The organism is Alistipes sp. CAG:268 (assembly GCA_000434235.1).
In the GTDB taxonomy this organism is placed as follows: domain Bacteria; phylum Bacteroidota; class Bacteroidia; order Bacteroidales; family Rikenellaceae; genus Alistipes; species Alistipes avistercoris.
The window spans coordinates 24,522-47,117 of sequence record FR891976.1; the positions used below are offsets into that span (position 1 = coordinate 24,522).

Below are 22,596 nucleotides of genomic sequence, written 5' to 3' on the forward strand. Positions count from 1 at the left end.
CTGCCGCGGAGTGCGTCCGAAGCCGGCTCAACGCGGGTTCGCTCCGGCACGGACGATGCGCTGCCGCGGGCGGTTGTCGGGCTCGATCGGCGACTTTCCGTCGAGTTCTCCGAGCAGTACGCCGGCCACCTTCTCTCCGGTAATCCGCCCGTCGGATCCGTTCAGGTCGCGGTAGTTCCTAAAGACATAGTCGTTGAGGGCTACCCGATAGCCGCGTCCCTCGCGCAACTGCGGGAAACGCACATCGAAGGCGCTGTCTCGCACATCGACGAGGATCTCGTAGGGAGTTGTCGAGATGAGATCGATCCGGTGGGCCTCCTTGCGGTTCTCCGTATCGTTGTACTTGGTAAGGATCATGCGCCGCATGTCGGCTGGCGTCATCCGCATCACGGCAATCTCGGTCCCGAAAGGCTCGAGGTCATATACCCGTGCGGTGCTCATGCCGCCGGCCGGGATCGAATCGATCCGCACACCGCCCACATGATAGAAGCCCACCTCGGCACCCGCCCTGTCGGCCACCGCACGGGCCATCCAGTTGGCAACGCCCCAGCCGTCGGCCGGCCGGGCGAATTCGCCCACCGGACGGTTCAACTCCGGGTCGGCATAATAGCGCTCCACCTCGGCTCGATACTCCGGGTCTGCCTCATAACCGGCCAGCGGCACGATCCGGAAGTCACTCCCCACGACCTTTCCTCCCCGCAGACGGATTGTCGTCACACCGACATTCGAGAGGTTCTTCCCCGTCTGGGTCATGAGCGTACCGTTGATCACCGTATCGCACTCGACATGCGTATGTCCGCCGATCACCACGTCGAACAGGCCGCAGCGTCCGAGCAGTTCGGCATCGCGGTCGTCGCCCATGTGCGAGAGGAGTACCAGCACGTCCACCTTCGGGCGCAATTCGGCACCGACCTCCATGGCCCGCTGCTGCGGGTCGGGGAAACGCAGCCCCTCGAAACTCGAGGCATTTCCGGCCGGATGGCCCGGGCCCTCGTAGTTGGTCACCGCACCGACCAAGCCGATCTTCACCCCGTCACGCTCAATGACGGTGACGGGCGGCAGGGACGGGAAGGTACACGTGTCGCTGACGACATTGGCGCAGACCACCTCGAAATCCATGCTGTCGATCATGCGGCCGAGGAAGGCCTGCCCGCGGTCGAACTCGTGGTTGCCGAGCGTCGCCGCGTCGTATCCGAGCCGGTTCATCAACGCGATGACCGGCATGCCGGGCGTCGGGGCCAGATCGACGTAGGCATTGCCCGTCCAGCGGTCGCCGGCATCGACGAGCACCGCCCCGGGCACCGTATCGCGGCAGGCGGCGACGGCTGCAGCCAGTTGCGGGAAGTATTGGATTCTGGCGTGCATGTCGTTCGTGGACAACAGCACGAGCATCTGCTCGCGAGGCGAGCAGGCGGCCGCCGCCAGCATCAGGGCGAGCAGGGCCGAACGGGTCCATCTTTTCATCATAGGCTTTTACAAACTGCTTTCCGAGTTGCCAAAGTTACAAATAATTTCTACCTTTACACAGCATAAAGCAAAACCTCGATCCATGAGCGATACGATCAAAATCATCTGCGACAACCTCGGCGGCGAGCTGGAAGTGCCGATGGGAACGACGTTGCAGAAGATCGCGGAGCGGCTCACCCCGGGCAAATACCCGTTCCTGGCCGCTTTCGTGAATAACCGCATCAAAGAACTGAACTACAGGATATACACCCCGGTGACGATCCGCTTCGTGGACATCACCTCGTTCGAAGGCATCCGCGTCTACCAGCGCACGGCCTGGTTCATTCTCCAGAAGGCCGTCCGGGACCTCTATCCCGACCGGACGCTCCACATCCGCCACTCGCTGGGACAGAGCGGCGTCTACTGCGAGATCGAAGGCATCGACGAATTCTCCCGCGAAGAGACCGACGCCCTGAAGGCACGCATGCGGGAGATCGTGACCGGCGACCTGCCCATCGAACGGCGCAAGGCCCTGACCAGCGAGGTGCGCGCCCGCTACGCTGCCGAAGGCTTCGCCGACAAGATCGCCCTGCTCGACTCGCGCCCGCGACTCTACAGCGACCTCTACACGCTGGCCGACACGGCCGGCTACTTCTACGGTTCGCTGGCCCCCTCGACGGGTTACATCCGGCTGTTCGACATCGAGCCCTACTACAACGGCTTCTATCTGGTGCTCCCGCCGCGCACCTCGCCCGACCGACTGGACCGCCATGTCCATCAGGACAAGATGTTCGGCATCTTCCGCGAATACCAGTCGTGGGTGCGCATCATGGGTGTCCCGACCGTCGGCGACGTCAATTCGAAGGTCCTCGCGGGCGACGCCGGCGGCATGATCAAGCTGGCCGAGGCCTTCCACGAGCGGAAATTCGCCGAAATAGCCGACGCCATCGCCGAGGCGAACCTCTCGCGCGGGACCCGCGTGGTGCTCATCTCGGGACCCTCGTCGAGCGGCAAGACCACCTCGGCCAAACGGCTGGGCATCCACCTGGGCGTGCTCGGACTGAGCCCCGTGCTGATCTCGCTCGACGACTACTTCGTCGATCGCGAGAAGACCCCGAAGGACGAGAACGGCGACTACGACTACGAGGCGCTCGAAGCCATCGACCTCGAACTGTTCAACGACCACCTGCGCCGCCTGATGCAGGGCGAAAGCGTCGATATCCCGCGCTACAACTTCATCACCGGACGCCGCACGTGGCACAACGCCCCGCTGACGCTCGACGAGCGGTCGATCCTCATCATCGAGGGGATCCACGGGCTCAACCCGCGGCTGACCCCCTCGATTCCCGAACAGCAAAAGTTCCGCATCTACATCTCGTGCTTCACATCGGTGGCGATGGACAACCTCTCGCGCATCGCCACCACGGACAACCGCCTGCTGCGCCGCCTGACGCGCGACTACACGCAGCGGGGTTCCGACGCGCTGGCCACCCTCTCGCGCTGGGCCTCGGTCCGCCGCGGCGAGGAGAAGCACATCTTCCCCTATCAGGAGAATGCCGACGTGATGCTCAACTCGTCGCTCTTCTACGAGATCTCGGTCCTGCGGCCCTTCGCCGAGAAAATTCTCCGCGAAGTACCCGACACGGTGCCCGAATACGACGAGGCGCGGCGCATGCTCAAGTTCCTCGACAACTTCATCCCCATCGCCCCCGACGAGATCCCGCCGACGTCGATTCTCCGGGAGTTCATCGGCGGCAGCAGCTTCAAATACTGACCCGCGCCAACCTGCCTGAAATTCATGAACAACCGCCTGCTCTTCACACTCGCCGCGCTGCCGCTTGCCGCACAGGGAACGGCCGGGGAGAAAAAGGAGGCCGCCGCCCCAAACGGAGACCCGCGGCCGAACATACTTTTCTTCCTGGTCGATGACATGGGGTGGCAGGACACCTCGGTGCCCTTCCACGACGAGCGCACGCCGCTCAACGACCGATACCACACACCCAACATGGAGCGGCTGGCCCGCATGGGCGTCCGCTTCACGCAGGCCTACGCCTGCGCCGTCTCCTCACCGTCACGCTGCAGCATCCTCTCGGGCATGAACGCCGCACGGCACCGCGTGACCAACTGGACACTTGACTACGGGCGCCAGACCGACGCTTCGAGCGACGTGCTCGAGCTGCCCGACTGGAACTGGAACGGCATCCAGCCCGACACCGTCGTCTCGGCGCACAACACGCAAAACGCCACCCCCGTGACGACGCTCCCGCAGCTGCTTCGCGAGAACGGCTACTACACGATCCATTGCGGCAAGGCCCACTTCGGAGCCAAGACCACGGCCGGGGCCGACCCCCTTGCGATGGGGTTCGACGTCAATATCGCCGGCGGGGCCAACGGCGCCCCCGGGAGCTATCTGGCAAAACGGAATTTCGGACAGGGTTCGCCCCAGGAAGTGCTCGGGCTCGAAAAGTATTTCGGCGAGGATCTCTTCCTGACCGAGGTACTGACCCGCGAGGCGATCGAGGCGCTGAAGGTGCCCGTCTCCCGCCGCCAGCCTTTCTACTTATATATGGCCCACTATGCAGTCCACGCGCCCTACGACGAGGACACCCGCTTCACTGCCCGCTACCGGGGGCGCTACGACAGGCAGTTCGACGCCCCGCTCAACGAGAGCGAGACGCGCTACGCCGCCCTGGTCGAGGGGATGGACAAGAGCCTGGGCGACCTGCTCGACTTTCTGGAGCAGTACCCCGAAACGGCCCGCAACACGATCATCCTCTTCATGTCCGACAACGGCGGACAGGGACTCAACAACACCCGACAGGGTGTCGAGAACCGCGACCCGAACTATCCGGCACGCGCCGGCAAGGGATCGGCCTTTCTGGGCGGCGTCCGCGAACCGATGATGGTCTCGTGGCCGGGCGTCGTCGCGGGCGGCACGTCGTGCGACCAGCCGGTGATGATCGAGGACTTCTTCCCGACGATCCTCGAACTGGCCGGCATCGGGCGCTGCACCACGCGGCAGACGGTCGATGGCCGGAGCTTCGCCGGGGTGCTGCGCAACCCCCGGAAGCGTTACGAGCGCCCGATCGTCTGGCACTTCCCCAACCTGTGGGGCGAGACCCAGAATCAGGAGGAGGGCTACGGAGCCTATTCGGCCTACCTCGAGGGCGACTACCACCTGATCTATACCTGGGAGACGGGCCGGCTGCGTCTCTACGACATCCGGCACGACATCGGCGAGCAGCATGACCTGGCTGCCGAGCGCCCCGAAACGGTCCGCCGCCTGGCGCGCCGCCTCTCGCAGCGGCTGCGCGAAGCCGACGCACAGCGCCCTTCGTTCCGTGCGACGGGCGAACCCTGCCCGTGGCCCGACGAGGCGGCCCGCAACGCCACACACAAACAGTAACCGACCGACACAACAGCTAAATCCAAAAATATGTTCGACAAATTCTCCGGACGCCACATCGGCGTCACCCACCCCGAAGACCTGAAAGCGATGCTCGACACGATCGGCGTCGGCTCGGTCGATGAGCTGATCGCGCAGGTCATCCCCGCCTCGATCCGGCTCAAGAAACCCCTTGCCCTCCCCTCCGAGGGCATGAGCGAATACGAATTCGCCGCCCACATCCGCGCACTGGCCGACCGCAACCGCTGCCTGCGCTCATTCATCGGCATGGGCTACTACCCGTGCGCCGTACCGGCCGCCGTCTCGCGCAACGTCTTCGAGAATCCCGCCTGGTACACCTCCTACACCCCCTATCAGGCCGAGATCTCGCAGGGACGCCTCGAGGCGCTGCTCAACTTCCAGACGGCCGTCATCTCGCTCACGGGCATGGAGATCGGCAACTGCTCGCTGCTCGACGAGGGCACGGCCGCAGCCGAGGCCATGCTGATGATGTTCGCGCTGCGTTCGCGCGAGGCGGTCAAGGAGGGGCGCAACCAGCTCTTCGTGGACCGCAACATCTTCCCGCAGACGCTCGACGTGCTGCTGACGCGCAGCGAACCGTTCGGCATCGAGCTGATCATCGACGACTACAACGACTACGAGTTCTCGGGCAAGGAGTTCGGCGCCATCGTCCAGTATCCGGCCGCCGACGGCGAGATCCGCGACTACGCCGACTTCACCGCCGCGGCACATGCCAAGGGGGCCCTCGTCACGGCCGCCTGCGACCTGCTCTCGCTCGCCCTGCTGAAGGCTCCGGGCGAGTGGGGAGCCGACATCGCCGTGGGTTCCACGCAGCGTCTGGGCACCCCGATGGGCTTCGGTGGTCCCTCGGCCGGCTACATGACCACGCGCGAGACCTTCAAGCGCAACATGCCGGGCCGCATCATCGGCGTCTCGGTGGACCGTCTGGGCAACCGCGCCCTGCGCATGGCGCTCCAGATGCGCGAACAGCACATCAAGCGCGAACGCGCCACGTCGAACATCTGTACGGCCTCGGCCCTGATGGCCTCGATGGTCGGCTTCTACTGCGTCTACAACGGCCCCGAGGGGCTGCTCCGTGCCGCCCGCACGGCCCACGAGGCCGCCGAGACAGTGGCCCGCGCCCTGGAGGCCATGGACTACCGGCTCGCCTCCAGATGCTTCTTCGACACGCTTGAGGTCGAGGCCGAGGCGGCCGTCGTCCAGTCGCTCGCGCTCGAGGCCGGCATCAACTTCTACTATCCGTCGGAGGGTTCGGTACGCATGTCGTTCGACGAGGTGACAACCCCCGCCGAGATCGAGACGGTCATCGGTATCTTCAGCGCCGCCAAGGGACGCAAGGCCAAGGCCGTGAAGGCCGCCGCCGGCGAGGAGACGATTCCCGTTTCGCTGCGCCGCCAGTCGGCCTACCTGACCGAACCGGTCTTCAACCGCTACCGCTCGGAGAGCGCCCTGATGCGTTACATCAAGACGCTCGAGCTGCGCGACATTTCGCTGGCCAACTCGATGATCTCGCTCGGATCGTGCACCATGAAGCTCAACGCCGCGGCGCTCATGCAGCCGCTCTCGCTGGCCGGCTTCCAGATGATGCACCCCTTCGCCCCGGCCGATCAGGCCGAAGGCTACATGGAGCTGATCGCCGAGCTCGAAAAGGACCTGGCCACGATCACGGGCTTTGCCGCCTGCTCGCTCCAGCCCAACTCGGGCGCCGCGGGCGAATACTCCGGCCTGATGGTCATCCGCGCCTACCACCAGAGCCGCGGCCAGGGCTACCGCAACGTGGTGCTGATTCCCGCATCGGCCCACGGTACGAACCCCGCGTCGGCAGCCATGGCCGGCATGAAGATCGTCACGGTAGCCTGCGACGCGAACGGCAACATCGACGTGGCGGACCTCGAGGCCAAAGCCAAAGAGCACGCCTCGGAGCTGTGCGGACTGATGGTCACCTACCCCTCGACGCACGGCGTCTTCGAGAGCCGTATCCGCGAGATCGTCGATGCCGTGCACGACGCCGGCGGACAGGTCTACATGGACGGTGCGAACATGAACGCCCAGGTGGGACTGACCAACCCCGGCTACATCGGGGCCGACGTCTGCCACCTGAATCTCCACAAGACCTTCGCCATGCCGCACGGAGGCGGCGGCCCGGGCGTCGGCCCGATCTGCGTGGCCGAACACCTCAAGGCGTTCCTGCCGACCCACCCGATCGTCGCTACGGGCGGCGAAGAGGGCATCACGGCCGTCTCGTCGGCTCCGTGGGGCTCGGCCATGCTGCTGCCGATCACCTACGGCTACATCAAGATGCTCGGCGAGGAGGGGCTGCGCCACGCCACCGAGATGGCCATCGTCAATGCCAACTACATGTCTTCAGCCCTCAAGTCGGAATACCGCACCTACTACTCGGGTGAAACGGGCCGCGTGGGCCACGAGATGATCCTCGACCTGACGCACTTCAAGAAGGAGTACAACATCGACTGCGGCGACATCGCCCACCGCCTGATGGACTACGGCTTCCACGCCCCGACGCTCTCGTTCCCCGTGCACGAGACGCTGATGGTCGAGCCCACGGAGTCGGAGCCCAAGGAGGAGATGGACCGCTTCATCGAGGCCCTCGTCCGGATCAAGCGCGAATGCGAGGCAGCCGTCGGAGAGGCCGACAACGTCGTGGTGAACGCTCCCCATACGGCCGTTGAACTGGCCGGCGAGTGGGGACACCCCTACTCGCGCATGGAGGCCGCCTTCCCGCTCGAATGGGTGCGCCACGCCAAGTTCTTCCCCTATGTAACCAAGATCGACAACGGCTACGGAGACCGCAACCTCTGCTGCCGCAACTGCGAGTAACCCCGGCCTGCGGCCGGGAGCAGAATCCCGAAGCGGGGACCGGAGCATCGGTCCCCGCTTTTTCATCCCCGGGAGCCCCTTACGCTCCGGACGGCACGATTATTTCGGGCGATTATTTGGCAACTCGCCCCGAAGTGCTTATCTTTGTCGGGATATGCCCGCCGGCGCCGGTCTGCCGAGGAGGGAAGCAGGGGGCAATGCACGGAAACACAACAACAAAACAGAACATACACGTATGAAAGTAGAAAAGAACAAAATGGTCGGTGTGGACTACAAGCTCACCGTAGACGGACAGATCGCGGACCAGTCGCGCCCGGGACAACCCCTCGAATTCATCTTCGGCACGGGCATGCTGCTCCCGAAGTTCGAGGAGGCCATCGAAGGCAAGGAGCCCGGCGAGAAGGTAGCCTTCACGCTCGAGCCCAAGGACGGCTACGGCGAGCTGATCGCCGAGGCGATCGTGGACCTGCCGAAGAACATCTTCATGGTGGACGGCAAGCTGGCCGAGGACATCCTCTTCGTCGGCAGCCAGGTGCCCATGAGCGACGCCCAGGGCAACCGCATGATGGGCATCGTCAAGGAGGTGGGCGACGAGCACGTCAAGATGGACTTCAACCACCCGATGGCCGGCAAGACCCTCAACTTCGAGGTCGAGGTGGTCTCGGTGCGCGACGTCACGCCCGAGGACCTGCAGGGCCACTGCTCCTGCGGTTCGTGCGGCGACGGCTGCGACGACGGCTGCTGCGAGGATCACGGACACGGACACTGCAACTGCCACTAAACCGCACCGGCCGGGAACTCCCGGCCCCAAACCGACAGGACGGGACCTTCTTCGGAACGGTCCCGTCTTCCGTAACCGACCTCGTACGATGTACACCCTCGGCCAATACCTCTTCTCGCTCGACGATCCGCACGGACTGCTGCGGACGCTCGACGGTCTGGAGCCCGAAAGCGGTGCGGACAGGCGCCCCGTTCACGCCGTCGGAAACTCGGCCGCCGTCTTCCGCGTCCGCTGCGGCGGCCGGCGGATGGTCCTGCGCTGCTTCCTGCGGCCGATGCGCCACCTGCGCGAGATCTACGGAGAGCGGCTGCACGAGCGGGAGCTCTTCCTCTACACCGCCCCGGACAAGGGGTTCTGGACGGATGTCGTGCTGACCGACTGGATCGAGGGGCCGACGCTCCGCGAGGCAATCGACCGGGCCGTCGCGGATGGCGACGCGGCCCGCCTCGGGGAGCTGGCCCGGCGCTTCGACGCGCTGGCCGCCGAGCTGATCGCCGACGATACGGCCCACGGGGATCTGAAGCCCGAGAACCTGGTTGTCGGGGCGGAGGGCCAGCTCCACCCGATCGACCTCGACGCAATGTTCCTCCCCGCCTTCGCCGGGGAGCGCAGCCCCGAACTGGGCACCGCGGCCTACCAACACCCCGCCCGCACGGTAGAGACGTTCGACGAGCGGATCGACGACTACCCGGCGGCGCTGATCTCCACGGCGCTCCATGCACTGGCCGCCGACCCCGGGCTGGGCGCAAGGTACGCCGGATCGGACGGGCTGCTGTTCAACCCCGCCCGAATCCCCCGCGAGGCGGCCTATCGCGAAGTCGTCGCCCTCTTCGAACTCCGCGGCATGGCAGTGCAGTACCGCATCGCCCGCCTGCTGGAGTCCCCCGTCCCGCAGCTTCCCGGCCTCGGAGAGTTGCTCCGGGAGGCCGTCCGGATGGCAGAACGCCCCGAGAGCACTCCCGACCCCGCCGGACCACAGCCCGAACTCTTCGAGCGGGAGGGCCGCTGGGGCTTCCGCCTTGCGGGTCAGGTCGTCATTCCGCCGCTCTACGACAACGGGGTCGACTTCACGGAAGGGTTGGCAGCCGTCCGTCTCGGACAGACGTGGCACTACATCGACCCGGCGGGCCGCACCCGCCTTTCGTGTCCCGGCTGCCAGGCCGTGAAACCCTTCCGCAACGGCCGGGCGCAGATCATCCGCAACGGCCGCAGGGCTGCAATCGACCCGTCGGGACGCATCTTGGAGAATTGACACCAATTGCCTATATTTGCATCTGATTAACCAATCGACGCAATGGCTTCATTCAGACATCCAACCCCCGAAGAGATCGCCGCACTCGAAGCGCTCGGCAACTCGGCCGAGGCGTGGTCCCAGATCCGTGTGACGGAGGACTTTCGGCCGCACCAGCTTCTCCAGGCCCGCCTCGAGGGGATTGTCGAGATCGGCCCGGGCGCCCGCGTGATCCGCTCGCGCGTAAGCAACTACCGCATCGGAGAGGGATCGCTCGTCGAAGGCGTCACGGCGCTCGAATGCCGCTCGCGCTCGTCATTCGGCAACGGTGTCCCGGTAGCCACGATGAACGAATGCGGCGGCCGCACCGTGAAGATCTTCGATACGATGTCGGCCCAGATCGCCTACCTGATGGCCGTCTACCGACACCGGCCGCAAGCCATCGCCGCCCTGGAACGTATGATCGACGCGCACGCCGGGAACCGGACCTCGGAGATGGGCGAGGTGGGCCGCAACTGCCGGATCGTCGGCGCCCGCTTCATCCGCGAAGTGCGCATCGGCGACAACGTCACCGTCGATGGAGCCTCGATGCTCTGCAACGGAACGCTCTGCGACGGCGTCCGGATCGGCGTAGATGTCAAGGCCTACGACTTCATCGCGGCCGAAGGAGCCCGGATCGACAACGGGGCAACGGTCGAACGCTGCTTCGTGGGCGAGAACTGCCGTCTGGACAAGGGATTTTCGGCCGCCGAATCGCTCTTCTTCGCCAACTCCCACTGCGAGAACGGCGAGGCGGCATCGATCTTTGCCGGGCCCTACACCGTCTCGCACCACAAATCCTCGCTGCTGATCGCCGGCATGTTCTCGTTCTTCAACGCCGGCAGCGGCTCGAACCAGAGCAACCACCTGTTCAAGAGCGGCGCCGTACACCAGGCCGTGCACCCGCGCGGCTGCAAGTTCGCCTCCGGGGCCTATGTCATGTCGCCGGCCCTCGAGGGTGCCTTCACGATGGTCATGGGGCACCACACCCACCACCATGACACCTCGGCGTTTCCCTTCTCGTATCTGATCGAAAAACAGGAGCGATCGTTCCTCATGCCCGGTGCCAACCTGACGAGTTACGGCACCGTGCGCGATCTGGAGAAGTGGCCCGCACGCAACGGCCGGACCGTACGACGCGACGCGATCAACTTCGAGGCCTGCAACCCTTACCTCACCGGGGCCATGCTGCAGGCCGTGGATGCGCTCCACGGCCTCGAGGAGCAGGATCCCGATGCTGCGGAATACCCCTGCAACAAGACCGTCATCCGCGCTGCGGCACTCCGCCGCGGCCTGAAACTGTACAACAAGGCGATCGTCGCCGCCCTGGGACAGATGCTCGACCGCGGTGAATCGTCCGAACGTTACAACGGAAGCGGCCGGTGGCTCGATATCGCCGGCCAGTACGTCACCAAACGCGAGGTCGAGGCGCTGCTCGACGCCCTGGAAGAGGGCCGGATGACGACCCCCGCCGAGGTGGACAACCGCTTCCGCGTCTTCTTTGTCCACTACGGCGACTACGCCCACAGCTGGGCCGAGCAGACCTGCGCCGCCCTGCTGGGCCACACCCCGTCGGTCGGGGAGCTCAACGACTTCATCGCGGCCGGCCGCAACGCCGCCGACACACTCCGCCGCATGACCGACGCCGACCGCGAACGGGACTGCGCCCCCGAGCTGTCGGTCAGCTACGGACTCGACGGCGACGACAACGACCGCATGGCCGACTACCGCGCCGTCCGCGGACTGAACGAACCCTGAGACCACCATGTATACGCAAAGCATCACCCGGCGGCACCGCACCGCCTTCCTGCTGGCCATCGACGGCTCGGGGTCGATGGCCGAAGAGATCCGTTTCCGGGGACGGGCTTCGACCAAGGCCGAAGCCGTGGCCGTCGTCGCCAACGAGCTGCTTTTCGAGCTCATCGAACGGGCCCGCCGCAGCGACGGCGTCCGCGACTACTACGACATCGCCCTGGTCGGCTACTCGGGCGACGACGAGGTCTACCCGCTCCTGCCCGGAGGCCGCGAGATGGTCTCCGTGACGGAGCTGGCCGGAATCGCCCCGACCCTGCGCCGCACTGCGGTCGAGTGCCGGCTGCCCGACGGCGGCATTGCCCTGCGCGAAGTGACCGTCCCGACCTGGATCGAGCCCCACGCCGTCGGGCAGACTCCGATGTGCGAGGCGTTGCGCCGCATCCGCGACCTGGCGGCCGCATGGTGTGCCGACCCGGCACACGCCGAAAGTTTCCCGCCCGTCGTTTTCCACATCACCGACGGCGAGGCAACCGACTGCGACGATAAGGAGTTGCGCACCGTCGCCGGGCAGATTCGCGATCTGGGCACCGCCGACGGGAAGGTGCTGCTGATCAACATCCACATCGCCGCCGATGCGGAAGGACGCAGCGTCTTCTTTCCCTCGGAAGAGGAGAGCGCCTACCCGAACCGCTACGCCGCCCTGCTCTGCGACTGTTCGAGCATCATGCCCGAAGTCTTCGAGGCGGCGATCCGCGAGGCGAAGGGACCCGGAGCCCTGCCGCCCTTCCGCGGCGTAAGCTACAACGCCTCGGCCGACCAGCTCGTCGCCATGCTCAACATCGGCTCCATCAGCGTCAAAACCGAATAGCCATGACCCCTACGCTCGGAATCTTCCGGCAGGCCCTGCAGACGCCCGACCTGTCGCTGGCCACCCTTACGGAGGCCCGCGCCGCAACCGGCGCAGACGGCATGCCCCGCCTGATGCGGACCACCCGCTTCGCCGAGGCCGAAATCTCGTGGCACGGAGCACACTGGCTGCTCTTCATGCCCCTCTCGCCGGCAGCCCTCGCCGCCGTGGAGCGCACGGCCTCGCAGACAGCCCGCCTCAACACGGAACTGCTCACCGAATACCGGATCCTGCCCGACGAACTCCGCTGGGTCGATGCCTCGGGCGTCCCCCGCGCCACGTTGCTCATCCTCCAGCGGCTGCCCGAAGGGCGCACCTTCGATGAGGCGCTGCACACCGTACCGGCCGAACGGCTGGCCGAAGCGCTCGGCGAACTTCGCGACGGACTCGGCAAGTTGGGCTTCTCGCACAACAACCTGCGGCCCGAGAACCTGCGCTGGACCGGCACCCGCTTCGTCCCGCTGCGCTACCACGACGCCCGGTTCGGGACGCCGGGCAGCGACGATGCGGCATTCGAGGCGTTGCTCGAGCGGATCCGGCTCTCGGCCGGCACCGAAACGCTCTCCGACGCGATGGCCTCCTACACCGCCCTGCCCCGCTTCGACGGCCACCGCTGGGTGAGCCACATCTTCGAGGGGCTGGTCTGCGTCGAGGACGAAGGCGGCTATGGATTCGTCGATACGGAGAACCGGGAGGTCATCCCCGCCCGGTTTCGCTGGGCCGGCGATTTCCACGAAGGCCGCGCCGAGGTGGAGACCGACACGGGCATGGGACTCATCGACCGCGAGGGCCGTTACGTCATCCCGCCCCGCTACGAGATCGTGGACTACGACCCGGCGGAGAGCATCGTCCGCGTGCGTCTCGACGGCCGCTGGGCGTTGTTCGACTACCTCGGGCACCGGCTGACCGAATTCGGGGACATCGAGGCCGAAGCCTGAACGACGGGCACACCCGGGCGGAGAGTTTTCCGCCACAACATACGGAACAACAACACAAAAAAACGAATACAATGGAAAAGGTAAAAGTTTTGATCATCGGCAGCGGACCCGCCGGGTACACCGCCGCCATCTACACCTCGCGTGCCAACCTTCAGCCGGTGCTCTACGAAGGCATCGAGCCGGGCGGACAGCTCACGACGACCACCGAAATCGAAAACTTCCCGGGATACCCCGAAGGCGTGGACGGCAACCAGATGATGGCCGACCTGCGCCGCCAGGCCGAACGGTTCGGCACGGAGATCCGCACGGGCCAGATCACGAAGATCGACCTCTCGGCCCGCCCGTTCCACGTCACCGTGGACGGCACGACGGAACTCGAGGCCGAGGCGGTGATCGTCGCCACGGGAGCCTCGGCCAAGTACCTCGGGCTGCCCTCCGAGACGAAGTTCCGCGGACAGGGAGTCAGCGCCTGCGCCACATGCGACGGGTTCTTCTACCGCAAGAAGGACGTGGCCGTCGTCGGCGGCGGCGACACGGCCTGCGAGGAGGCCACCTACCTCGCCTCGCTGTGCCGCAAGGTCTACATGATCGTCCGCAAGCCCTACCTGCGCGCCTCAAAGGCCATGCAGGAGCGAGTCTTCCGCACGGAGAACATCGAGGTGCTCTTCGAGCACAACACCGCCGAGGTGCTGGGCGACGACTCCGGCGTAACGGGCGCCCTGCTGCGCAGGAACGACGGAGAGGAGCGCACGATCGACATCTCGGGCTTCTTCCTCGCCATCGGTCACCATCCCAACACGGAGCTCTTCGCCGGACAGCTCGAGCTCGATGCCGAAGGCTACATCCGCACCGAGCCGGGCACCTCGAAGACCTCGGTCGAGGGCGTCTTCGCCGCGGGCGACGTGAAGGACCCCCACTACCGCCAGGCCATCACCGCCGCCGGTTCGGGCTGTATTGCCGCACTCGACTGCGAACGCTTCCTGCTGCGATAACCCCCCCCCAAAAACGGTTCAATGAAACACATCCCCACCCTTGCAAGTATCCTGAGTGCCGCCTGCGCCCTGAGCTCATGCGCCGTAGAGACCACCTACATCGGCAAGGCCTATCCGGCAACCGATAATCCGGAACTGTTTTTCAGCTGGAACGATGTCCCCGGCGACTACGAAACCATGGGACACATGACGGCCACACCCCAGTTCTTCGGCAACCTTGAGGATGCACAGAAAGCCATCGAAAAACGGACCCGCGAAAAGGGGGCCGATGCCGTGGTATTCGAAGGCATCGGACAGTCGGTATCCAACCCGACCTACACGACCACCGAGCACATCGAGAAGAACGGCGACGGCAGCAGCACCCGCACGGCCACAACCAAGCGCGATGCCGCAGTCTCGTACCAGCTCAAAGCGACCCTCATCAAATTCCGGCAATAACCCATGAGTTTTGCGGTCACCATACTCGGCAGCTCTTCGGCCAAGCCCACGCCCGACCGGCATCCGTCGGCCCAGGCGGTGAACATCCACGAGCAGTATTACCTCGTGGATGCGGGCGAAGGCGTGCAGCAGCAGCTCGTCCGTTACGGCATCAACCCGCTGAAGCTCCGCGCCGTATTCATCTCGCACCTGCACGGAGATCACGTCTACGGGCTCTTCCCGCTGATCTCGACCCTCGGGCTCTACGGGCGCCGGACGCCGCTCGACGTCTTCGCCCCGGCCCCCTTCGGCGAGATTCTCGAAAGCCACCTGCGCTACTTCAACACGGAGCTGCCCTACGAGGTCCTCTGGCACGAGGTGCGGACCACCGAACACGCGCTGCTGTATGAGAACCGCACGCTCGAGGTGTGGAGCATCCCGCTGCGCCACCGGGTGCCGTGCGCCGGATTCCTCTTCCGCGAAAAGGAGCCGCCGCTCAACGTGGACAAGTTCCAGATTGTGAAGTACGGCCTCTCGATCGCCCAGATCACCGCGGCCAAACGCGGCGAGGCGGTACGGCTCGACGACGGCACGGAGCTCGAGAACGGCATGCTGACCTACCGGCCCTATGCGCCGCGGTCGTATGCCTACCTCTCGGACACGAACTTCTCGGCCAAAGCCGCGGAGCTGTGCCGGGGCGTCGATCTGATGTACCACGAGGCGACCTATGCCGCTGCCGAACAGCGCTCGGCCCGCGATCGGGGGCACTCGACGACAACCGATGCCGCAAAGGCGGCGCTGAAGGCCGGAGCCCGACGGCTGGTGATCGGACACTACTCGTCGCGCTACAAGGATGAAGGACAGCTGGTCGAGGAGGCCCGGACGCTCTTCCCCGAGAGTTATGCCGCCCGTGAGGGGACCACATTCACCATCGAAAAGCGACCATGACCAAAGCCGAAATACAACTCGTCCGCGCACTGGCCGACAAACGCGGCCGCGCGGAACACGGACTCTTCATCGCCGAGGGAGAAAAGCTCATCGGCGAGCTGCGCGCCTCGCACCTCCGCGTGCGCAGGATCTTCGCCCTCGAGGGGCTCTTCGAGGGTCCGGAGACCGAAACGGTCTCCCCGCGCGACATGGAGCGGATCTCGCAGCTCAAGACACCCTCGAACTCGCTGGCCCTCGTCGAGATTCCCCGCCACAGGCTCGATGCGGAGCACCTCGGCAACCGCCTTACGCTGGCTCTCGACGAGGTGCAGAACCCCGGCAACCTGGGGACGATCATCCGCCTCGCGGACTGGTTCGGAATCGGCGACATCGTCTGCTCCGAGGGTTCGGCCGACTGCTTCAACCCCAAGGTGGTGCAGGCGACGATGGGGGCCATCCTCCGCGTACGGATCCACTACGCACCGCTCACGCCGCTGCTCGCAGGAGCCGCCGCACGGGGCGTGGCCGTCTACGGTACGTTCCTCGACGGAGAAGACATCTACTCGGCCGACCTCACGCCGGGCGGGATCATCGTGATGGGGAACGAGGGACGCGGCGTGACCGACGCGGTCGCCCGGACGGTCACCCGAAGGCTCTTCATTCCCCCGTATCCGGCCGGAAGGGAGGGCTCCGAATCGCTCAATGTCGCCATGGCGACGGGCATCGTCTGCTCGGAGTTCCGCCGGCGAGCGCTCAGCTGACCGCCCGCCGCACCGGGCACGCGACCCGCACATCGGAATGCGGAGGCGCCGGGAGACCGGCGTCTCCGCACTTTTTTCGCGCAATTCGCCGTGCAAACTGTTTGCACATTCTGAATATTTTGTACTTTTGTAAATTGAAACACACACGACTATGTCGGAACACAGACTCAAGATAGGCATCACGCAGGGTGATCCGAACGGCATCGGCTGGGAGGTGATTCTCAAGGCGCTGGGCGACCCGCGCATGACGGAACTCTTCACTCCGGTCGTCTACGGATCGCCGAAAGCCGCCGCCTTTTACCGAAATACGCTCCGCGATGCGGAACCCGTCGCATTCGTCCCGGCTGCCTCGGCCGCCGAAGCCCGCCGCGGGAAGGTCAATCTCGTGACGGCCAGAGAGGTCGCCGCCGTCGAGCCCGGGAAGCCCACGCCCGAAGCGGGCCGCGCCGCCGTCGAGGCACTGCGCGCCGCCGTCGAGGATCTGAAAGCCGGGCATATCGACGCCGTGGTCACCGCCCCCTTCGACAAGGAGACGGTCCAGAGCGACGATTTCCGCCACACGGGCCACACGGAGTTCTTCGGAGAGGCATTCGGAGGCGAGCCGATGATGATCATGTGCAGCGACGTGCTGCGCGTGGGGCTCGTCACCAAACACATTCCCGTTTCGGAGATCGCCCGGAGCATCTCGCGCGAGAAGATCGTCCGCGACCTCGAGACCCTGCGGCGTTCGCTCATCGAGGACTTCGGCATCGTCGAGCCGCGCATCGCCGTGATGGCGCTCAACCCCCATGCCGGCGACGGCGGGCTGTTGGGCCGCGAAGAGGAGGAGACGATCCGCCCGGCCATTGTCGAGGCCTTCAACAAGGGGATCCTCGCCTTCGGTCCCTTCGCTGCCGACGGGCTCTTCGCCGGAGGCGGATACGCCCGCTACGACGGCATCCTGGCCATGTACCACGACCAGGGACTGGCTCCGTTCAAGAGCCTCTCGCCCGACGGCGTGAACTTCACCGCAGGGCTTACGGCCGTACGCACCTCGCCCGACCACGGCACGGCGTTCGACATCGCCGGACAGGACCGCGCCGACGCGCAGTCGATGCGCAACGCCATCTACACGGCCATCGACGTCGTGCAGCGCCGCCGCGCCTGGGCCGAATGGACCCGCAACCCCCTGCCGCGCGCCGAACGCGAGAAGAGCTCGCGCGACGTCTCTCTCAAAGAGCTGCCGCAGACCGAAAAGGAGTAAAGAGAAAAACAAAGGGCAAACCGGAGGCGTATTCCGTCTCGTAATTGTGGAAGCGCCGAAGGCCCCGAAAACTTAATTCATCCAATTTTTATGATCAAAATCACTTTCCCCGACGGATCGGTACGGGAGTACGCCGAAGGGACAACCGCCTACCAGATCGCGGAGAGCATCAGCCCTCGTTTAGCTGCTGACTCGCTGGCGGCCTCGGTAAACGGCGCGACGGTAGACATGACGCGCCCGATCGAAGCCGACGCTTCGGTCAAATTCTACAAGTGGGACGACGACGAGGGCAAGCACGCCTTCTGGCACACGTCGTCGCACCTGCTGGCCGAGGCCCTCGAGAACCTCTACCCGGGCATCAAGTTCGGCATCGGCCCCGCCATCGAGAACGGATTCTACTACGACGTCGATTCCCCGACGCCCATCACCGAAGCCGATCTCCCGCGAATCGAACAGAAGATGCAGGAGCTCTCCCGCAACAAGGAGCAGCTCATCCGCCGCGAGGTCCCCAAGGCCGAAGCCCTCAAGACTTTCACCGAAAAGGACGACCAGTACAAGGTCGAGCTCATCACGGACCTCGAGGACGGTACCATCTCCTTCTATACGAACGGTGCGTTCACGGACCTCTGCCGCGGCCCGCATATTCCCAACACGGGCTACATCAAGGCCATCAAGCTGACCTCCGTGGCCGGAGCCTACTGGCGCGGCAACGAGAAGAACAAGATGCTCACGCGTATCTACGGCATCTCGTTCCCCAAGAAGTCGATGCTCGACGAGTACCTCCAGATGATGGAAGAGGCCAAGAAGCGCGACCACCGCAAGCTGGGCAAGGACCTCGAACTGTTCACCTTCTCGCAGCGCGTGGGCCAGGGTCTTCCGCTCTGGCTGCCGAAGGGCGCCGCACTGCGCGACCGTCTGGAGCAGTTCCTGCGCAACGTGCAAAAGGAGTACGGCTACCAGCAGGTCATCACCCCGCACATCGGCAACAAGGAACTCTACGTCACCTCGGGCCACTATGCCAAGTACGGCAAGGACTCCTTCCAGCCGATCCACACCCCGATCGAGGGTGAGGAGTACCTGCTCAAGCCGATGAACTGCCCGCACCACTGCGAGATCTACCGTTCGAAGCCCCGTTCGTACAAGGAGCTGCCGGTCCGTCTGGCCGAGTTCGGAACGGTCTACCGCTACGAGCAGTCGGGCGAGCTCCACGGACTGACCCGAGTGCGCGGTTTCACTCAGGACGACGCCCACCTGTTTGTCCGCCCCGACCAGCTGCTCGAGGAGTTCGAGCGCGTGATCGACATCGTGCTTTATATCTTCCGCACGCTGAAGTTCGACAGCTATACGGCACAGATTTCGTTGCGTGACCCGAACAACCGCGAGAAGTACATCGGTTCGGACGAGAACTGGGAGAAGGCCGAGTCGGCCATCATGCAGGCCGCCAAGGAGAAGGGTCTCAACACGGTCGTGGAGTACGGCGAAGCTGCCTTCTACGGACCAAAACTCGACTTCATGGTCAAGGACGCCATCGGCCGCAAGTGGCAGCTGGGCACCATCCAGGTGGACTACAACCTCCCGGAGCGCTTCGACCTGACGTACAAGGGCGCCGACGACAAGCTCCACCGCCCGATCATGATCCACCGCGCGCCGTTCGGCTCGATGGAGCGCTTCGTGGCCGTGCTGCTCGAGCACACCGGCGGCAAGTTCCCGCTGTGGCTCTCGCCCGAGCAGGTCGTCGTGCTTCCCATCTCGGAGAAGTTCAACGACTACGCACACAAGGTTTCGGAGTTCCTCAACGCCGGCGACGTGCGTGCCGAGGTCGATGACCGCAACGAGAAGATCGGCCGCAAGATCCGCGACAACGAGCTCAAGCGCATCCCCTACCTGCTGATCGTCGGCGAGAAGGAGGAGGCCGAAGGACTCGTCTCGGTCCGCGCACAGGGCGAAGGCGACAAGGGCCAGATGACCATGGAGGCTTTCCGCGACTTCCTCTCGGGACTCGTCAAGCAGGAGGTCGAGGCCAACCGCTTGAAAAAGGAGTAACCGTCCTCACCGCCGAACACCCGTCCCGGAGTCGTCCGGGGCGGGTGACGGAGGCGGAGACCATATTATTTAATATTAACTAATACTTTACAACTATCGCAGCACCGAAACCATTCCCGCCGAGGCCGTTCAACCCCGGGAATAACAGACCGAAACCGGCATCGGACAACCGCTTCGGACGCAGATTGCCCGAAAAGGAGAATCCGCACCGCATCAACGAACAGATCACGGCTCCCGAAGTACGCGTCGTCGGAGACAACGTGGAACAGCCGCAGGTCATGCCGATCCGCGACGCTCTGCGCCTTGCGGACGAGATGGAATTGGACCTCATCGAGATCTCGCCCAAGGCAGATCCTCCCGTCTGCCGCATTGCCGACTACCAGAAGTTCCTCTACCAGCAGAAGAAGAAGGCCAAAGAGCTGAAGGCCAACCAGGCGAAGGTGACCGTCAAGGAGATCCGTTTCGGACCCCAGACCGACGACCACGACTACAACTTCAAGCTCAAGCACGCCATGAACTTCCTTAAGGAGGGCTCGAAGGTCAAGGCCTATGTCTTCTTCCGCGGTCGCTCGATCGTCTTCAAGGAGCAGGGTGAAATCCTCCTGCTGCGCTTCGCCACCGACCTCGAGGAGGTGGCCAAGGTGGAGATGATGCCCAAGCTCGACGGCAAGAAGATGAACATGATGCTCGCACCCAAGTCGAAAAAGTAACCGCACAGTCCCACAGGACCGGTTGCGACAACCGACAACAGCCGCCGCTGCAGGTTCCGGACAGGAACTTCGCAGCGGCGCCGTTTTTACCGCCACCTGCCGCCGTTCCGCAGCCGGGAGCCTCCTCCGTATTGCCCGGTCCGGGATTTTTCGTATCTTTGCTACGGTGTTCCGGCAGGCGGACCGAACCGTCCGCCGGATCCCGCAAACCGAACTCCGGGAATGACAGACAACGACATCTTCCGCATCGCCGACGCAGCTTCGTTCGAGGCCGCCGCGCTCGAAACGTTCCACCGGCAGGCCGCGACGTGCCCGCCCTACTGCGAGTACCTCCGCCTCATCGGCGTGCGGCCGGATGAGGTCCGCCGCGCATGCGACATCCCGGCACTGCCCATCGAGCTGTTCAAGAGCCACGAGATCTACTGCGCACCGACGCCGCCCGAGGCGGTCTTCACCTCGAGCGCTACGACAGGCATGGTGCCCTCGCGCCATCCGATGCGCTCGCTGGCCCTCTACGAGGAGGCCTTCCGCGGCTCGTTCCGCACCTTCTACGGTGATCCGGCACGCTGGAGCCTCTACGCCCTGCTGCCCAACTACCTGCGCCGCAAGGGCTCATCGCTGGTCTACATGGCCGACCGCCTGATCGGCGACTGCGGCTCGGGCGGCTTCTACCTCGACGACTACGAGACCCTGCTGCGCGACATGGCCGCGGACCCGAAGCCCAAGATCCTGCTGGGCGTAAGCTACGCCTTGTGGGATCTGGCCGAACGCTATGCCCCGAAGCTGCACGACACGGTGGTCATGGAAACCGGCGGCATGAAGGGCTACCGCGAGGAGCTGCCCAAGGAGGAGTTCCACCGCATCCTCTGCGAGGCCTTCGGTGTCGGGGAGATCCATTCGGAGTACGGCATGGCGGAGCTGACGTCGCAGGCCTACTCCCAGGGCGGGAACCGCTTCCGCTGCCCGGCCTGGATGCGCGTTGCGACCCGCGACGTGAACGACCCCTTCAAACTGCTGCCGGCGGGGGCACGCGGCGGACTGAACATCACCGACCTGGCCAACCGGTGGTCGTGCGCCTTCATCCAGACGCAGGACGTCGGGAGCGTCGCTCCCGACGGATCGTTCGTCATCGAGGGACGCATCGACCATGCCGAGATCCGAGGCTGCAATCTGCTCGTACAATGACACCAAACCACCAAAACGGCTTCCGACGCCGCGACACCGCGACGAAACGGGCCGCCCAATACGAAAAACCGAACGCATGAAAACCGTAGCTTTCGTACCGATACGGCTCAACAGCCAACGTGTCGCGGGCAAAAACCTCCGCATGCTGGGAGGCTCCCCGCTGATGTGCCACATCCTCCGGACGCTGATGCAGGTGCCCGAGATCGACGAGGTATATGTCTTCTGCAGCGACGAACGGGTGCGCGATCTGTTGCCCGACGGGGTGCGTTTCCTGCGCCGCAGCGAAGCGCTCGACCGCGACGAGACCCTCGGCCGCGAAATCTACGACAGCTTTACGGCGCAGGTCGAAGCCGACCTCTACGTGCTGGCGCACGCCACCTCGCCCTTCATCCGGGCCGAAACCCTCTCGGAGGCGCTGCAGAAGATCCGCTCGGGCGAGCACGACTCGGCATTCAGCGCCGAGCGCATCCAGACCTTCGCCTGGTACGGCGGCCGGCCGCTCAACTACTCGCTCGACAACATTCCGCGCACGCAGACCATCGAACCGGTCTACATCGAGACCAGCGCCTTCTTCATCTTCCCGCGGGAGTTGTGGTGCAGCCGCCACCGCCGCATCGGCGACCGGCCCTGGATGGCCGTCGTAGACCGCATCGAGGGGCTGGACATCGACTACCCGGAGGATTTCGCCATGGCCGAGATCATCGCCGCAAGCCGCAAGCTGCCCCAATAAGGGGCGGTTTCCGCCCGACAAAAAAGGGACGACCTGTGCATGCAGGTCGTCCCTTTCCCGTGCAACGGGAACGGTCAGGCGTGCGGATCATCGAGCCGCTCGTAGGCATCGATCATCGAGCCGCGGGTGCAATTCACGATCCGCGCCCCGAGCCATGCGGCATAGTCGCGCAGCACCTCATGTCCGCGAAAGAGTTCGGCAACCTCCGCCAGATAGGAGGCCATCG

At 64.9% G+C, this 22,596-nt stretch carries 18 protein-coding genes; 17 read left to right on the top strand and 1 reads right to left on the bottom strand.

Annotated elements, in window-relative coordinates:
• Positions 1-27 precede the first annotated feature (27 nt).
• Entirely contained in the window at positions 28-1,464 is a 1,437-nt protein-coding gene (locus QZL63_RS02505; RefSeq protein ID WP_441293885.1) for a bifunctional metallophosphatase/5'-nucleotidase, read from the bottom strand.
• An 85-nt stretch (positions 1,465-1,549) separates the two neighbouring features.
• On the opposite strand from QZL63_RS02505, the gene QZL63_RS02510 reads away from it, so the two are divergent.
• From QZL63_RS02510 to QZL63_RS02590, 17 genes are all read left to right on the top strand, one after another.
• A complete protein-coding gene (locus tag QZL63_RS02510) occupies positions 1,550-3,220 on the top strand; it encodes a nucleoside kinase (protein ID WP_022307763.1) in 1,671 nt (556 codons plus the stop codon).
• A 24-nt stretch (positions 3,221-3,244) separates the two neighbouring features.
• Positions 3,245-4,852 (top strand): sulfatase, encoded by a 1,608-nt coding sequence (locus QZL63_RS02515; RefSeq protein WP_022307764.1) that lies wholly within the window; start codon positions 3,245-3,247, stop codon positions 4,850-4,852.
• 30 nt (positions 4,853-4,882) lie between these two features.
• Positions 4,883-7,711, top strand: coding sequence for an aminomethyl-transferring glycine dehydrogenase (gene gcvP / locus QZL63_RS02520; protein WP_022307765.1), 2,829 nt, complete (start codon positions 4,883-4,885; stop codon positions 7,709-7,711).
• Between the two features lie 235 nt (positions 7,712-7,946).
• Entirely contained in the window at positions 7,947-8,492 is a 546-nt protein-coding gene (locus QZL63_RS02525; RefSeq protein WP_022307766.1) for an FKBP-type peptidyl-prolyl cis-trans isomerase, read from the top strand.
• 88 nt (positions 8,493-8,580) lie between these two features.
• A complete protein-coding gene (locus tag QZL63_RS02530; protein ID WP_022307767.1) occupies positions 8,581-9,744 on the top strand; it encodes a WG repeat-containing protein in 1,164 nt (387 codons plus the stop codon).
• Between the two features lie 42 nt (positions 9,745-9,786).
• On the top strand, positions 9,787-11,520 hold the full coding sequence (locus QZL63_RS02535; RefSeq protein WP_022307768.1) for a DUF4954 family protein: 1,734 nt from the start codon (positions 9,787-9,789) through the stop codon (positions 11,518-11,520).
• A gap of 7 nt (positions 11,521-11,527) precedes the next feature.
• A complete protein-coding gene (locus tag QZL63_RS02540) occupies positions 11,528-12,385 on the top strand; it encodes a VWA domain-containing protein (protein WP_022307769.1) in 858 nt (285 codons plus the stop codon).
• A gap of 2 nt (positions 12,386-12,387) precedes the next feature.
• Positions 12,388-13,362, top strand: coding sequence for a WG repeat-containing protein (locus tag QZL63_RS02545; RefSeq protein ID WP_022307770.1), 975 nt, complete (start codon positions 12,388-12,390; stop codon positions 13,360-13,362).
• 71 nt (positions 13,363-13,433) lie between these two features.
• Positions 13,434-14,354 (top strand): thioredoxin-disulfide reductase, encoded by a 921-nt coding sequence (gene trxB, locus QZL63_RS02550; RefSeq protein ID WP_022307771.1) that lies wholly within the window; start codon positions 13,434-13,436, stop codon positions 14,352-14,354.
• A gap of 21 nt (positions 14,355-14,375) precedes the next feature.
• A complete protein-coding gene (locus tag QZL63_RS02555) occupies positions 14,376-14,792 on the top strand; it encodes a hypothetical protein (protein WP_022307772.1) in 417 nt (138 codons plus the stop codon).
• A gap of 3 nt (positions 14,793-14,795) precedes the next feature.
• Complete coding sequence (locus tag QZL63_RS02560) at positions 14,796-15,719, top strand: ribonuclease Z (RefSeq protein ID WP_022307773.1); 924 nt, start codon at positions 14,796-14,798, stop codon at positions 15,717-15,719.
• A complete protein-coding gene (locus tag QZL63_RS02565) occupies positions 15,716-16,459 on the top strand; it encodes an RNA methyltransferase (RefSeq protein WP_022307774.1) in 744 nt (247 codons plus the stop codon). The genes QZL63_RS02560 and QZL63_RS02565 overlap by 4 nt, the downstream gene beginning before the upstream one ends.
• A gap of 151 nt (positions 16,460-16,610) precedes the next feature.
• Positions 16,611-17,702: a 4-hydroxythreonine-4-phosphate dehydrogenase PdxA gene (pdxA, locus tag QZL63_RS02570; RefSeq protein ID WP_022307775.1), complete on the top strand. Its 1,092-nt coding sequence runs from the start codon at positions 16,611-16,613 to the stop codon at positions 17,700-17,702.
• A gap of 90 nt (positions 17,703-17,792) precedes the next feature.
• Positions 17,793-19,745 (top strand): threonine--tRNA ligase, encoded by a 1,953-nt coding sequence (thrS, locus tag QZL63_RS02575; RefSeq protein WP_022307776.1) that lies wholly within the window; start codon positions 17,793-17,795, stop codon positions 19,743-19,745.
• A gap of 185 nt (positions 19,746-19,930) precedes the next feature.
• Positions 19,931-20,455, top strand: a complete 525-nt coding sequence (infC, locus tag QZL63_RS02580) for a translation initiation factor IF-3 (RefSeq protein WP_022307777.1) — start codon at positions 19,931-19,933, stop codon at positions 20,453-20,455.
• 222 nt (positions 20,456-20,677) lie between these two features.
• The gene (locus QZL63_RS02585) at positions 20,678-21,640 is read left to right on the top strand and encodes a hypothetical protein (RefSeq protein ID WP_022307778.1); all 963 of its coding nucleotides are present in this window, start codon (positions 20,678-20,680) and stop codon (positions 21,638-21,640) included.
• Positions 21,641-21,716: 76 nt separating this feature from the next.
• A complete protein-coding gene (locus QZL63_RS02590) occupies positions 21,717-22,370 on the top strand; it encodes an acylneuraminate cytidylyltransferase family protein (RefSeq protein WP_022307779.1) in 654 nt (217 codons plus the stop codon).
• The last annotated feature ends 226 nt before the right edge of the window (positions 22,371-22,596 follow it).

Coding starts and splice junctions, on each gene's coding strand:
- gcvP (WP_022307765.1), top strand. CDS start 4,883: ATGTTCGACAAATTCTCCGGACGCCACATCGGCGTCACCCACCCCGAA.
- QZL63_RS02505 (WP_441293885.1), bottom strand. CDS start 1,464: ATGAAAAGATGGACCCGTTCGGCCCTGCTCGCCCTGATGCTGGCGGCG.
- trxB (WP_022307771.1), top strand. CDS start 13,434: ATGGAAAAGGTAAAAGTTTTGATCATCGGCAGCGGACCCGCCGGGTAC.
- QZL63_RS02535 (WP_022307768.1), top strand. CDS start 9,787: ATGGCTTCATTCAGACATCCAACCCCCGAAGAGATCGCCGCACTCGAA.
- QZL63_RS02510 (WP_022307763.1), top strand. CDS start 1,550: ATGAGCGATACGATCAAAATCATCTGCGACAACCTCGGCGGCGAGCTG.
- QZL63_RS02590 (WP_022307779.1), top strand. CDS start 21,717: ATGAAAACCGTAGCTTTCGTACCGATACGGCTCAACAGCCAACGTGTC.
- thrS (WP_022307776.1), top strand. CDS start 17,793: ATGATCAAAATCACTTTCCCCGACGGATCGGTACGGGAGTACGCCGAA.
- QZL63_RS02585 (WP_022307778.1), top strand. CDS start 20,678: ATGACAGACAACGACATCTTCCGCATCGCCGACGCAGCTTCGTTCGAG.
- QZL63_RS02515 (WP_022307764.1), top strand. CDS start 3,245: ATGAACAACCGCCTGCTCTTCACACTCGCCGCGCTGCCGCTTGCCGCA.
- pdxA (WP_022307775.1), top strand. CDS start 16,611: ATGTCGGAACACAGACTCAAGATAGGCATCACGCAGGGTGATCCGAAC.
- QZL63_RS02555 (WP_022307772.1), top strand. CDS start 14,376: ATGAAACACATCCCCACCCTTGCAAGTATCCTGAGTGCCGCCTGCGCC.
- QZL63_RS02525 (WP_022307766.1), top strand. CDS start 7,947: ATGAAAGTAGAAAAGAACAAAATGGTCGGTGTGGACTACAAGCTCACC.
- QZL63_RS02530 (WP_022307767.1), top strand. CDS start 8,581: ATGTACACCCTCGGCCAATACCTCTTCTCGCTCGACGATCCGCACGGA.
- QZL63_RS02565 (WP_022307774.1), top strand. CDS start 15,716: ATGACCAAAGCCGAAATACAACTCGTCCGCGCACTGGCCGACAAACGC.
- QZL63_RS02560 (WP_022307773.1), top strand. CDS start 14,796: ATGAGTTTTGCGGTCACCATACTCGGCAGCTCTTCGGCCAAGCCCACG.
- QZL63_RS02540 (WP_022307769.1), top strand. CDS start 11,528: ATGTATACGCAAAGCATCACCCGGCGGCACCGCACCGCCTTCCTGCTG.
- QZL63_RS02545 (WP_022307770.1), top strand. CDS start 12,388: ATGACCCCTACGCTCGGAATCTTCCGGCAGGCCCTGCAGACGCCCGAC.